This is a genomic window from Bradyrhizobium pachyrhizi (assembly GCF_001189245.1).
Lineage (GTDB): Bacteria > Pseudomonadota > Alphaproteobacteria > Rhizobiales > Xanthobacteraceae > Bradyrhizobium > Bradyrhizobium pachyrhizi.
Genome location: NZ_LFIQ01000108.1, coordinates 56218 through 70143, shown reverse-complemented (window position 1 = coordinate 70143; position 13926 = coordinate 56218). Strand labels below are relative to the sequence as shown.

General features: G+C 64.4%; 11 protein-coding genes. 9 read left to right on the top strand and 2 right to left on the bottom strand.

From position 1 onward, the window contains the following. Positions 1–64: 64 nt before the first annotated feature. The gene (locus AKL29_RS27860) at positions 65–1813 is read right to left on the bottom strand and encodes an ATP-binding protein (protein WP_152977804.1); all 1749 of its coding nucleotides are present in this window, start codon (positions 1811–1813) and stop codon (positions 65–67) included. A gap of 387 nt (positions 1814–2200) precedes the next feature. On the opposite strand from AKL29_RS27860, the gene AKL29_RS27855 reads away from it, so the two are divergent. The 8 genes from AKL29_RS27855 (at position 2201) to ggt (ending at position 11828) form a co-directional block, all read left to right on the top strand. Continuing rightward, entirely contained in the window at positions 2201–4093 is a 1893-nt protein-coding gene (locus tag AKL29_RS27855; RefSeq protein ID WP_050386376.1) for an EAL domain-containing protein, read from the top strand. 173 nt (positions 4094–4266) lie between these two features. Continuing rightward, the gene (locus AKL29_RS27850) at positions 4267–5217 is read left to right on the top strand and encodes a catechol 2,3-dioxygenase (RefSeq protein ID WP_050386375.1); all 951 of its coding nucleotides are present in this window, start codon (positions 4267–4269) and stop codon (positions 5215–5217) included. Between the two features lie 158 nt (positions 5218–5375). Beyond that, complete coding sequence (locus AKL29_RS27845) at positions 5376–5846, top strand: DUF1801 domain-containing protein (protein ID WP_028334302.1); 471 nt, start codon at positions 5376–5378, stop codon at positions 5844–5846. Between the two features lie 216 nt (positions 5847–6062). Continuing rightward, entirely contained in the window at positions 6063–7340 is a 1278-nt protein-coding gene (soxC, locus tag AKL29_RS27840) for a sulfite dehydrogenase (protein ID WP_050386374.1), read from the top strand. A gap of 34 nt (positions 7341–7374) precedes the next feature. Then, complete coding sequence (locus AKL29_RS27835) at positions 7375–7872, top strand: c-type cytochrome (protein ID WP_050386387.1); 498 nt, start codon at positions 7375–7377, stop codon at positions 7870–7872. A gap of 180 nt (positions 7873–8052) precedes the next feature. Beyond that, positions 8053–8361: a BA14K family protein gene (locus AKL29_RS27830; protein WP_028334305.1), complete on the top strand. Its 309-nt coding sequence runs from the start codon at positions 8053–8055 to the stop codon at positions 8359–8361. Between the two features lie 146 nt (positions 8362–8507). Further along, the gene (locus AKL29_RS27825) at positions 8508–10007 is read left to right on the top strand and encodes an amino acid permease (protein WP_028334306.1); all 1500 of its coding nucleotides are present in this window, start codon (positions 8508–8510) and stop codon (positions 10005–10007) included. An 84-nt stretch (positions 10008–10091) separates the two neighbouring features. Continuing rightward, positions 10092–11828 carry a gamma-glutamyltransferase gene (gene ggt, locus AKL29_RS27820; RefSeq protein WP_050386373.1) on the top strand — a complete coding sequence of 579 codons (1737 nt, stop codon included), beginning with the start codon at positions 10092–10094 and terminating at the stop codon, positions 11826–11828. Between the two features lie 118 nt (positions 11829–11946). Here the strand turns inward: ggt and AKL29_RS27815 are convergent, their stop codons facing one another. Then, entirely contained in the window at positions 11947–12282 is a 336-nt protein-coding gene (locus AKL29_RS27815; RefSeq protein WP_244482465.1) for a hypothetical protein, read from the bottom strand. 556 nt (positions 12283–12838) lie between these two features. Between AKL29_RS27815 and AKL29_RS45675 the strand changes: the two genes are divergently transcribed. After that, positions 12839–13926, top strand: a 1088-nt coding sequence (locus tag AKL29_RS45675) for a transglycosylase domain-containing protein (protein ID WP_244482464.1), incomplete at its 3' end; no start/stop codon positions are given.

Genomic DNA, 13926 nt, shown 5'->3' with positions numbered 1-13926 from the left:
CACGCGAGACCATAGTGGATGACGCCTTGGGCGCAAGGCGCATCGGCGCCTCGGCGGAATTCGGCTAACGCAGCGGCTTCTTCAGAAGCGAGAAGCGGTCCGGATCGAGGCCGAGCGAGGGCTGCAGCATCGGCGCCTCGGCCGGCGCCATGGTGCGCGCCGGCGCCGGAGAGCTGAAGTTTGCGTCGCCGCTCGGGCTGTCGCGATGCGAAGTGGCACCGCGCCAGCGCTCCAGCACGGCACTGACGAAATGCATGTCGTGGCCGGCGGTGACCGACGGTACCGTGGCGATGGTGGCCTCGCCGCGCGGCAGCTGGTGGGGCGGCACCTCCTTGAAGCGCAGCCGGGTCGGCAGCGCCACGCCTTCGCCGAACGCCAGCACCTCGCGGGTGCCAAGCGAGGGCACGAAGGACAGCAGGTTGGCGGCGGCGTCCGAGACCGCGGAGCGCAGCAGCGCCTGGTCGCGGTCGTTGGCAAGGCGCATCGTGAACAGCGTGTTGCACTGGGAGATGATGGTCGCGTCGAGCTCGGCTGGACGCTGGGTAATCAGGCCGAGATAGACGCCGTATTTGCGGCCTTCCTTGGCAATGCGCGACACCGCCTTGCGGGTCGGCCCGAAGCCGATATTGCGGTCGGCGGAGGCGTAGCGGTGCGCTTCCTCGCAGACGAACAGCATCGGCGAGACGCCGTCGCTCCACAGCCCAAAATCGAACGCCATGCGGCACAATACCGACACTACGGAATCGACGACTTCGGCGGGGAAGCCAGCGAGTTGCATGATCGTCATCGGCTTGCCGTTGGCGGGCAGGCGGAACAGATGGCTGATCACCTCGGCCATGGTATCGCCGCCGACATTGGCATTGTCGAACATGAAGGCGTAGCGCGGATCGTTGCGCACCGCGTCGATGCGCGAGATCAGCTTGTGATAGATGATGCGCGAGGAGCGGTTCTCCAGCTTGCCCATGCGCTCGTCGATCAGCGAGATCAGGTCGACAAGGCGATAGGGCACCGGCGTATCGACGGTGTAGCCGACCTGCTTGGGGTCGATGCGCTTCAGCCCGAGACCGACCCGATCGGAGTTCTGGTACTGGGTGTAGATGCCCTTCGCCATCGGGATCACTTCGGCGAGGATGTCGAGCTCCTCGGGCACGCCGGGCCGGCCGCCGAACAGCACGTCCACAATCTCTTCGAAGTTGAACAGCCAGAACGGCAGCTTCAGGTTCCGCGGGTTGAGCACCTGCGCGCGCTCGCCGAAGCAGCGGCCATATTCGTTGTGCACGTCGAGCAGGAAGATGCGCAGGTTCGGCCGCGACTTCAGGATCTCGTTAAGCAGCAGCGACACGCCGGTCGACTTGCCGACGCCGGTCGAGCCGAGCACCGCGAAGTGCTTGGAGAGCATCTCCTCGACGTCGACATAGGCGATGACAGAACGATCCTGCTGCAACGTGCCGACATTGATCTGGTCCGAGCCGCTCGGCGCATAGACCGTGCGCAGCTCCTGGTTCGTGATCAGATCGGTGCTGTCGCCGATGGTCGGATAGTGGGTGACGCCGCGCTGGAATTTCGGGCGGTCGCCACCCAGGATCTCGCCCAGCAGGTCGACCGAGGCGGTCGCCATGTATTCGTCGGACGCCGGCAGGTTCTCGCACGTCACTTCGGTGATCATGGCGACGATGACCGAACTTGCGCAGCGGATACTGACGAACCGGCCGACGGTCGCTCGCATTTCTGAAAGTTGCATCTGGCCGCCCGCCAGCAGCCCAACCCGGGCCTGCGAGCCGCGCACAGAGATCACACGTCCGAAGGGTGTCACAGTTCCAGCCTGGCTCGTTCTCAAAATCTAAATGTCCGGACCAATATGCCCGCCCGGGATTGGAAAAACCGTTAAATCGCCGGGGTTCCGCATCGGCTAAATCTACACCTTCCCGGTGACGATTTGTTTCTATCGTACCGCGAGATTACGCGCTGTCGCGCCCATCGGCGGCGGAATCGTCGCTTTCCGGCACAGCCGCGTTTGTTTCCCGGTTTTTCCGTTAAGGCGGGATTCACCATCTCTGAGGAGTGCATCGGCAGCTCGGGGCATTGGGCGCGATTTGTCATACGCTGTCGCCCGGTATCGCGTAACCGATTGCTAACTGCGAGTTGTAACGACCTTTCCATTTGTGCTGCGTAACGATGCCGCGCCCTGGGAGAGATCAGCGTGCGCATCGAACACCGCAATTCATCGTCAGGAAATGCCGATGCCGGCTCGACCAAGGGGCTGGCGTTCTGTGCCGGCCTGTTGGTCGGCAGCCTGCTCGGAAGCGCGACCGCGCAATGGAGCGAGCGCGAAGGCCTGCTGATGGCGGCATTCGCGATCATGGCCGTGATCGTCTTCCTGTTGCTCAAGCGGCACGAAATCTCCGACGAGCGGCTCGCCACCGAACGCCGCAATCTCGTGACTGCAGTGAACAACATTCCGCAGGGCCTCGTGCTCTATGATGCGTCGGCGCGCATCATCATCTGCAACCGTCCCTACATCGAGATGTTCGGCCTTTCGCCCGACGTCGCCAAGCCCGGCTGCACGATGTACCGGCTGATTGCGCATAGACAGGAGACGGGCTCGTTCGACGGCGATGTCGACGACTTCTGCGACGCCATCATCGGCAACGTGAAGCTTGGCCGCGCCACACGTCAGCTGACGCAGGCGCCGGGCGGGCGCGCGATCGAGATCGTCAACAAGCCGCTGCCGGAAGGCGGCTGGGTGGCGACCATCGAGGATGTCACCGAGCGTACGCGCACCGAGAACAAGATCGCCCACATGGCGCATTATGATGCGCTGACCGACCTGCCGAACCGCGTGCTGTTCCGCGAACGCCTGGAGCGGGCGCTGAAGGCGATCCGGCCGGATCAGCAGCTCGCGGTCATGTATATCGACATCGACGAGTTCAAGGCCGTCAACGACGCGCTCGGCCATCAGATCGGCGACGAATTGCTCAGGGCGATCGCCGACCGCCTGCGCGGCTGCGTTGGGGACACCGACGTCGCAGCGCGGCTCGGCGGCGACGAGTTTGCCGTGATCCAGACCGCCGTCCGCGATCAGACCGAGACCATGCAGCTCCTCGCTGCGATCTATCAGTCGATCCGCCGGCCGATCGACTGCAGCGGGCATATGATCACCACCGATGCCAGCATCGGCATCGCCGTTGCGCCCGCCGACGGCCTCGACATCGATCAATTGCTGCGCAATGCCGACCTCGCGCTCTACGGAGCCAAGAGCGACGGCCGCCGCACCTACCGGTTCTTCGAGACCGGCATGGACGCACGTGCCAAGGCGCGGCGCAGCCTCGAGCTCGAGCTGCGCCAGGCGATCGCCGACGGCAGCTTCGAGCTGCACTATCAGCCGCTGCTCCATCTCGAGGAGGGGCAGGTCAGTTGCTGCGAGGCGCTGGTGCGCTGGCGCCATCCCGAACGCGGCATCATCTCGCCGGCGGATTTCATCCCGATCGCCGAGGACACCGGCCTGATCAACGATCTCGGTCACTGGGTGCTCAACACCGCGTGCCGCGAGGCGATGAACTGGCCGGAGTATGTTCATGTCGCGGTCAACGTGTCTCCGATCCAGTTCAAGAGCCAGACGCTGGCGCTCAACGTCGCCGCCGCGCTCGCCGCGACAGGGCTTGCACCTTCGCGGCTCGAGCTCGAGATCACCGAGGCGGTGCTGATCCGCGACGACGAGGCTGCGCTCGATATCCTGCATCAGCTGCGCGAATTGGGCGTACGTATCGCGCTCGACGACTTCGGCACCGGCTATTCCTCGCTGAGCTATCTGCAGCGCTTCCCCTTCGACAAGATCAAGATCGATCGCGCCTTCATCAAGGATCTCGCCGGGACCGGTGCGTCGTCCACGATCGTCCAGGCCGTCGTCAACATCGCCGCTGCCAGCGACATGACCACGACCGCGGAGGGCGTCGAGACCGAGCAGCAGCGCAACCTGCTGCGCATCCTCGGCTGCACCGAGATGCAGGGCTATCTGTTCAGCCGGCCGGTGTCATCGGCTGAAATCCGCAAGCTCCTGTCGTCGGATCGCGAGAAGGCCGTCTCGGTCTCCTGACTCGACCGCTTTCACGAGGTGATTCCGTCCACGGAATGCCGTGCGAGCGCAATTGCCGTCGCCAGTAATTTGTTGACGGGACCTAATCATTTGTACACTAGTACAAATCAACGCGCCGCTCACCTGTCCAGCCGTAAGTCGTCGATCCGGCGCGTCGCGGAGGGAGACCGTCCATGCAGCCGGAACCGATCTTCGATCTCGCGCATCTCGGGCACATGGAGCTTTTGACGCCGAAGCCGGACGAGAGCCTGAAATTCTTCGTCGACGTCATGGGCATGACCGTCAGCGGCCGCAAGGGCGAGTCGGTCTATCTGCGCGGCTGGGACGATTACGAGCGCTATTCGCTGAAGCTGACGGCGTCGAAGACTTCAGGGATGGAGCACATGGCGCTGCGGGCGCGCAGCCCGCAGGCGCTCGAACGCCGCGTCGCCGCGCTGATGGGCTCGGGCTTCGATATCGGCTGGATCGACGGTGACATGGGGCAGGGGCCGGCATTCCGTTGCCGCGACCCCGACGGCCATGTCATCGAGCTCTATTACGAGACCGAGTGGTACGAGGCGCCGTCCGAGCTGAAGCCCGCGCTGAAGAACCAGGCGCAGCGCTTTCCGGCGCGCGGCGTCAATGTCCGCCGGCTCGACCATCTCAATTGCCTCGCGGTTGACATCAAGGCCAACCGTCTGTTCTTCGAAAACTACCTCGGCTGTCGCACCACCGAGCAGATCGTGCTCAACGACGGCACGGAAGCCGCGATGTGGATGACGATGTCGAACAAGAGTTACGACTTCGCCTATACGCGCGACCATTACGGCAAGCCCGGCCGGTTTCACCATGTCACCTACGCGCTCGACAGCCGCGAGGAGATCCTGCGAGCCGCGGATATTTTTCTCGAGCACGGGGTGCATATCGAGACCGGGCCGCACAAGCACGCGATCCAGCAGACCTTCTATGTCTATGAACCTGGCGGCAACCGCGTCGAAGTCGCCAACGCCGGCGCACGCCTGATCCTCGCGCCGGACTGGAAGCCGATCGTGTGGACCGAGGAAGAGCGCAAGAAGGGACAGGCGTGGGGATTGAAGACGATCGAGTCGTTCCACACCCACGGCACCCCGCCGCTGATCGACTAGATGCCAGACCGCCACACGAAGGCCACCCGAGCGCGTCGATACGCCGCCGCGAACACGCGCGCTCGCTGACGACAACACCGACGCGCAACCGATATGATCCGGTTTCGCGACGGCGGGCGCTGCGCCGCGCGAGACGTGAACCGGTGAGAGCGGGCACTATGGCTGGCAAGACGCGAAAGACGTCGGCGAAGGGTGCGAAAAAGAGCGCCGCGAAGCGTGGCTCTGCAAAGCCGCGTCTGCTCGCGGGCGGCAATCCGCAGATCGCCAAGGGATATGGTGACGCTCCGGTGCAAGTCTATATCGCCGCGATGCCGGGGTGGAAGCGCGACGTCGGACGCAAGCTTGACGCGCTCATCGTGCGTGCCGTCCCCGGCGTGCACAAGGCGGTGAAGTGGAACTCGCCGCTCTACGGCATGGAAGGGGACGGCTGGTTCCTCGGCATCCATGTCTTCACGCGCTACGTCAAGGTGGCGTTCTTTCGCGGTGCGTCGCTGCTTCCGGTGCCGCCGGGCGAGTCAAAGCAGCAGCACACGCGCTATCTCGACATTCACGAGAACGACGAGCTCGACGAAGCCCAGTTCACCGCGTGGGTGAAGCAAGCCAGTCAATTGCCCGGCGTACGGATGTGAACGCAAGCAAAGACTGTCGAACAACGGCCATCACGCGCCGTCGATGCGGCTATGCGCGATGGAGCATTGCCTCGCCTCAGCCCTTTGGTGTTAGGCTTGCACCAAGGCCCGATGAATCGTCATCGCGCTTTGGATTGTTGTCCTGGCATGATCTTTTCGGAAAACCGCTTCGCACTTTTCCGGATCATGCTCTGGTAACGTCAGAGGAAAACGTCGATGAGCGAACACACGACGGACAAGCGCGTGCGAGAGGCGTCTCGCAGGCGATTCCTTCAGGCCGGTGCAGCACTGGCCGGTGGCTCCGCGATATCGGGAGTTGCCGGTTCTACCGCGCTTGCCGAACAGGGAAATAATCTTCCACCCAATGTGCCGGAATGGATGAAAGCGCCCGGCGACCCGATGGGAAGCCAGCCCTATGGCACGCCATCGGTTCACGAGAAGGCTGTCGTCAAGAACATCTCGAAGACGCTACCGCAATACATCTCCGCTTCGGGCCGCACGCCGTTGCAGGAGCTCGACGGCATCATCACGCCGAACGGTTTGTTCTACGAACGCCACCATGGCGGCGTGCCAACCATCGACCCGGCCGAGCACCGGCTGGTGCTGCATGGCATGGTCGATCGCCCGCTGGTGTTCACGATGGAGGACATCCGCCGCTTTCCGTCGCAGTCGCGCATCCACTTCCTCGAGTGCTCCGGCAATCCGGTCTACACCAAGCCCTACGGCAAGACGGCCTCCGACCTCGTCGGCCTCCTGAGCTGTGCGGAATGGACCGGCGTGCCGCTGAAGACGGTGCTGGACGAAGCGGGCCTTCAGGCGGGTGCCAAATGGATCGTGGCCGAAGGCGCCGACGCGGCTGCGTTGACGCGCTCGATCCCGATCGAGAAATGCCTCGACGATGCCATGCTGGTCTACAGCCAGAATGGCGAGCGGCTGCGCCCGCAGCAGGGCTATCCGCTGCGCCTGTTGCTGCCCGGCTTCGAGGGCAACATGAACGTGAAGTGGCTGCGCCGGCTCAAGGTCGTCGCCGAGCCGGCCTATTCGCGCGAGGAGACCTCGAAATACACCGACCCGATGCCCGACGGTACGTCGCGCGAATTCACCTTCTATATGGAAGCCAAGTCGATCATCACACGGCCGTCCGGCGGGCAGAAGCTGACGACGCAGGGTTTTCACGAGATTACCGGGATCGCCTGGAGCGGTCACGGCAAGATCAAGAGCGTCGAGGTCTCGCTCGACGAGGGTAAGAACTGGCAGCAGGCCGAATTGCAGGAGCCGGTGTTGACGCGCGCGCTCACGCGCTTCCGCTTGCCCTGGCATTGGGACGGCAAACCCGCCGTGATCCAGAGCCGCGCCATCGACGAGACCGGATACGTGCAGCCGACGCTGGCGGAATTGGTCAAGGTGCGTGGTCTCAACTCGTTCTACCACAACAACGCGATCTGGCCCTGGCGCATCGATGCGAATGGTGAGGTGACCAATGGCCAGGCTTAAGCTCAAGGCGGCGTTCCTCGTGAGTGCGATCGCGATGCTTGCCACTGCCGGGCAGGCCGAGGATCGCTTTGGCATCGGGCGTGAGGCGACGCCTGCCGAGATCGCCGGCTGGAACATCGATATCGGCCGTGACGGCTCCAACCTGCCGCCGGGCAACGGCAGCGTCGAGCGCGGCCGCACGGTGTTCAGCGAGCAATGCGCGGCGTGCCACGGCGACAGCGGGCAGGGCGGCGTCGGCGACCGCCTGGTCGGCGGACAGGGCACGCTGGCGAGCCCAAAACCGATCCGCACCGTCGGCAGCTATTGGCCCTATGCCCCGACGCTGTTCGACTACATCCGCCGCGCGATGCCGCAGAACGCGCCGCAGTCGCTGAGCAATCAGGACGTCTACGCGGTGTCCGCCTACATCCTCAGCCTCAACGGCTTTGTTCCCGCCAATGCTGTGCTCGACGCCAAGTCGCTGGCCGCCATCAAGATGCCGAACCGCGACGGCTTCGTCTCCGATCCGCGGCCGGACGTGCACAACCACTGAAGCGTCGGCAGGACGTATGTCTCGGGCTCCGGTTGCGGTGCCGCGCAGACCGCTGGGCTCGCGCCATTGTGACCTCAAGGTCCCTGGGTCCGGACCTTGGCCGGCACCATATCAATCGCGGGCACAAGAGCGACGCCGCCGCTCTTGGACAGTTTTCAGTTGATGCATCGGAGAGGTCATATGGCCGGACTTAAGGCCGTTGCAGCCGTTGCGCTGCTCGTGGGAATGACGTTCGCGCCGGTCGCGGCCCAGATGTCGGAGCCGGCATATTTCGACGCGCAAAATCCCGGACGCAGCGCGATCAACGGCGGCGCCCTGACGCCATGGGGTGAGGCCCAGGAGGCCGCGCAGCGCGGCGGCAATCCGGCGAACGCCTACGGTGCCATGCCTGCGGCGGAGCCATCTTCCTCTTGCGCGCGTTACCATTCATTCGATCCAGCGTCCGGCACCTTCCTTGGTCGTGATGGCCGTCGGCATCCCTGCCGATAGGGCGCCGCACCACGCTTGGCGGTGGATAAGGGCGCCGGCACTTGCCCGGCGCTCGAACGACTGGACGTTAGGCGCGTTATAGTCCGCCGATCGTGTCGGGTCCCGCCGGACCCGAGCGGCGGAGGACACCCGGCGTGACAGACGCTCTGGCCGGTTTCTGGGACCGAAAGTCGACCTCGGACCTGTTGCGGGAGGCGGCGCGGGCCGATGGCGACGCGGAGACGCCGATCTTCCGGCGCTCGCTCTCGGCGTTGCAACTCGTCACGCTCGGCATCGGCGGCATCATCGGCGCCGGCATCTTCGTGCTGACGGGCCATGCGGCCGCTGCCAATGCCGGTCCCGCGGTCACGCTCTCCTTCATGCTTGGTGCGGTGGCCTGCGCCTTCGCCGGCCTGTGCTACGCCGAGATGTCGTCGACGGTGCCGATCTGCGGCAGCGCTTACACCTATGCCTATGCCACGCTCGGCGAACTGATCGCCTGGATCATCGGCTGGGACCTGATCCTCGAATACGCGGTCGGCGCGATCGCGGTCTCGGTCGGGTGGTCCGGCTATTTCGTCAGTCTGATGCGCGATTTCGGCATCAACCTGCCGCCGCAATTCACCTCGGCGCCGCTCGCCTACGACGTCAACACCGGCGCATGGTCGTCGACCGGTGCGGTCATCAACATCCCGGCGATGGCGGTCATCGCGTTCGTGACCACGTTGCTGGTGGTCGGCATTCGCGAGTCCGCGCGCTTTACCAGCTTCGTCGTCGTGGTCAAGCTCGTCGTGATCGCGCTGTTTCTCGCCACCGCGGCTTCCTCGGTGACGCTGGCGAACTGGGTGACGGCGAGCAACCCGGAGGGCGCGCTGATCCCGCCGAATGCCGGTCCAGGCGTGTTCGGCTGGTCCGGCGTGGTCCGCGGTGCGGCGGTGGTGTTCTTCGCCTATATCGGCTTCGACGCGATCTCGACCGCGGCGCAGGAAGCGAAGACGCCGGAGCGCGACATGCCGATCGGCATTCTCGGTTCGCTCGTGATCTGCGCCGCGCTCTATGTCGCGGTCGGATTCGTGCTGACCGGCATCGTGCCCTATGACCGGCTCAGCGTGCCCGATCCGATCGCCGTCGGCATCGATGCGATCGGCATCGGCTGGCTCGGTCCGTTCATCAAGCTCGGCATTCTGTTCGGATTGACATCGGTGATCCTCATCATGCTGCTGGCGCAACCGCGGATCTTTCGCGCCATGGCGCATGACGGATTGCTGCCGGGCTTTGCCGCTAAGATCCATCCGCGCTTTCAGACCCCCTATGTCTCGACCATCTTCGCCGGCACCGTGGCCGCTCTTCTCGGCGGGCTGTTGCCGATCGGGCTGGTCGGCGAACTGGTCTCGATCGGCACGCTGTTCGCATTCACGGTGGTCTCGATCGGCACGCTGGTGCTGCGCGTGCGCGATCCGGAATTGCCGCGTCCGTTCAAGGCGCCGGCGATCTGGCTGGTGGCCCCGGCTGCCGCTGCAACCTCGCTGTTCCTGATGTTCGGCCTGCCGCTCGACACCTGGATCAGGCTCGCGGTATGGCTGGCGATCGGGCTTGTGATCTATGCGACCTACGGCAGACGGCACAGCCGGCTGCGGGCAAGTGGCGGGGACCGCGCGGGCCTATAGTGCGCGCGCGTGCGGCCTGCTAGATGTACGCGTTGAGATAGCACCGCAAGCCGCGACAAGCCGGTATTCTCCGGGGAGACTTCCATGCAAAATCCAATGGCCCGCGCGCGATGGATGGTCGCCGCGCTCGTCTCGATCGGCATCGTGTCGGCTGTTCCCGGTCGCGCAGCCTCGGTCGCGCCGGCCGCCGCCGAGAACGGCATGGTGGTTTCCGCGCAGCATCTCGCGACCCAGGTCGGCGTCGAGGTATTGAAGCGGGGCGGCAATGCGGTCGATGCGGCGGTCGCCGTAGGGTACGCGCTCGCGGTGGCCTATCCCGCCGCCGGCAATCTCGGTGGCGGCGGGTTCATGACCATCCAGTTCGCCGACGGCCGCAAGACCTTCCTGGATTTCCGGGAGACCGCGCCGAAGGGCGCCACTGCCGACATGTATCTCGACAAGGAAGGCAACGTCATCCCGGGGCTGTCGACCAAGGGGCATCTCGCTGTCGGCGTACCGGGATCGGTGGCCGGGATGGAATATGCGCGCGAGAAATACGGCACGATGAAGCGCGCTGACGTCATCGCGCCGGCGCTGCAACTGGCGGAGGATGGTTTCGTGCTCGACCAGGGCGACGTCAGCATGCTGCAGACCTCGACCAAGGACTTTCAGGACGATCCGCCCTCGGCCGCGATCTTTCTCAACAATGGAAAACCGTTCCAGGTCGGCGAGCGGCTGGTGCAACATGAACTCGCCGAGACGCTGCGCGAGATCAGCAAGCGCGGCACGGATGGCTTCTACAAGGGCTGGGTCGGTGCGGCGATCGTCGCCGCGAGCCAGGGCGGCAAGGGCCTGCTGACGCAGGTGGATCTGGACAACTACAGGGTTCGCGAGCTGGCCCCGGTCGAATGCGACTATCGCGGTTACCACGTGGTCTCGGCGCCGCCGCCTAGTTCGGGCGGTGTGGTGATCTGCGAGATGCTCAACATCCTCGAGGGCTATCCGCTGAAGGAGCTCGGCTACCATTCGGCGCAGGCGGTGCACTACCAGATCGAGGCGATGCGCCACGCTTACGTCGATCGCAACAGCTATCTCGGCGATCCGGATTTCGTGAAGAATCCGCTCGAGCGCCTGCTCGACAAGACCTACGCCGCGAAGATCCGTGCCGCGATCGACCCGGCCAAGGCCGGTGTGTCCAGGGACATCAAGCCCGGCGTTCCGCCGCATGAGGGCAGCAACACCACGCACTATTCGATTGCCGACAAGGACGGCAATGCGGTGTCGGTCACCTACACGCTGAACGACTGGTTCGGTGCCAAGGTGACGGCGGCCAAGACCGGCGTGCTGCTCAACGACGAGATGGACGACTTCACCGCCAAGGTCGGCGTGCCGAACCTGTATGGGCTGGTGCAGGGGGAGGCCAACGCGATCGTCCCCGGCAAGCGTCCGCTGTCCTCGATGAGCCCGACCATCGTCTCCAAGGACGGCAAGCCGGTCATCGTGATGGGCACCCCGGGCGGCAGCCGCATCATCACCGCCGTGCTGCTGACGATGATCAACGCGATCGACTACGGCATGAACGCGCAGGAGGCCGTGGACATGCCGCGCTTCCACCAGCAGTGGCTTCCCGAGGCGACCAACCTCGAGGATTATACGCTGTCGCCGGATACGCGGAAGATCCTGGAGGGCATGGGCCACAAATTCGGCCCGCCGCATCCGGCCAACCACCTCGCCGTGATCATCATCGGCGGGCCATCGCTGGGCGGCAAGCCGGTCGGCAACAATCGCTTCTATGGGGCGAACGATCCGCGGCGCAATTCGGGGCTCGCCGCGGGTTATTGATGGTGACGCCTAGCGACAATCCGTAGCCCGAATGAGCGAAGCGATATCTGGGTCTTGTTGAGCCCCCGCATGTCGCTCCGCTCATGCGGGCTACCGCTCCAATTGATCCGCGCTGCGGTCAGGCGACGGCGGTCGACCTGCCGTCGTTCTGCCCGCTGGTCAGCAGCAGGCGCCGGCGGATCGCGTCTTCGACCAGGGCCAGCGATTGCTTGGCTTCGCGCGCCTCGGCTTCGGCGGCCTGAGCGCGGAATTCTGCCGCATCGAGTTGTTCCTGTTGGGACCCGATGCGCCGTCGAGCTTCCTCGAGCGCCCGCGACGCATCCCTCAATTTGCGCTCGGTGGCGGCGATGATTTCGAGCTGCGCCTGTTCGGCGGCCTCGGCGCGCGCTTCGCCGGCGCGGGCCCGGTCCTCGATGCTGCGGAACAAATCCGCCGCCTGATAGACGAGGTCCAAGGCTTCTGTGCCCATGGCCGATGTGGGTGGTTTTGGAAATCCAAGGACATTCGGGTCAGCCGTAAAAGGCCGTCTAAATCCGCGCAGTGCCATCAAAATCAGCCCGTCGCGAGTCGGTGTATGCCAACAACTTGCGGTAGTTATAGTTAACAAATCCTTAATGTGACTGGCGCGCCGGCGCTGTCCACCGGTTTCTGATGTCGCAGCACCCAAATCGTCGGCCGCATGGGGAATCGATCCGTCCGGCCCGCGCTTTTCTTTCGCGACGTGCTCTCCGCGCAAGCGTATCGAGACCGCAGCGCTATCAGGCGCGGCGTGCGAATCGCGCAGCGCTGCAGCGAAGATCGATGCAGCCTCCGCGGGCACCGCCAGTCGGCGAGGTCTGCCGATTTGGCTGCGGGCGCGAGCCGGGCTCTATGGCATAAGTTTGACGCCTGGCTTGCTTTAATTTCCGGTGTTGAATTGCAGGTCCATGGAGCGACCGATATACCGGGCGGCCTAAGTGGCACGCAGCGCGCTCAGAACGAGCGACGTATTCGCCACGGAAATCTGGTCGATGAAATTTCTGTTGCGGTTCTTCGGGTTCCTGTTCACCGCAGGCACCATCCTGTTCCTGGCTGGTCTGGCCGCGGTCGCAGGGCTGTTCTGGCATTTCTCCAAGGACCTGCCTGACTATTCGCAGCTCCAGAACTACGAGCCGCCGGTGATGACCCGCGTGCACGCGGCCGACGGCTCGCTGCTCGGTGAATACGCCAAGGAGCGCAGGCTCTATCTGCCGATCCAGGCGGTGCCGAAGCTCGTGATCAACGCGTTCCTCGCCGCCGAGGACAAGAATTTCTACGAGCATGGCGGCGTCGATTACACCGGCATGGCGCGCGCCGGCGTCGCCTACATCCAGAACTTCGGTTCCAACCGGCGGCCGCAGGGCGCCTCGACGATCACCCAGCAGGTCGCCAAGAACTTCCTTTTGACCAACGAGGTGTCGTTCACCCGCAAGATCAAGGAAGCCTTGCTGGCGATGCGGATCGAGCGGGCTTACTCCAAGGACAAGATCCTCGAGCTCTATCTCAACGAAATCTATCTCGGCCTTGGCGCCTACGGCATCGCGGCGGCCTCGCTGGTGTATTTCGACAAGTCCGTCAATGAACTGACGGTCGCGGAAGCGGCCTATCTGGCGGCGCTGCCGAAAATGCCGGCCAGCCTACATCCAGTGCGCAACCGCGCGCGCGCCGTCGAGCGGCGCAACTACGTGATCGACCGACTGCAAGAGAACGGCTGGATCACCGCCGCCGACGCCGACAAGGCGCGCAAGGAGCCGCTGACCGTCACCAACCGCAGCAATGGCGCGCACACCTTCGCCGGCGAATATTTCTCGGAAGAAGTCCGCCGCGACATCTTCGAGCGCTATGGCGAGAAGAAGCTCTATGAAGGCGGCCTGTCGGTGCGTACCACGCTCGACCCCAAGGTCCAGGTGATGGCGCGCAAGGCCATGGTGGCTGGGCTCGTCAACTATGACGAGCAGCAGGGCTATCGCGGTGCGATCCAGAAGCTCGACCTGACCAGTGACTGGGGCGTGCCGCTCGCCGAGATCAAGTCGCTCTCCGACATCTCGCCGTGGCGGATGGCGGTGGTGCTGGAGAGCAA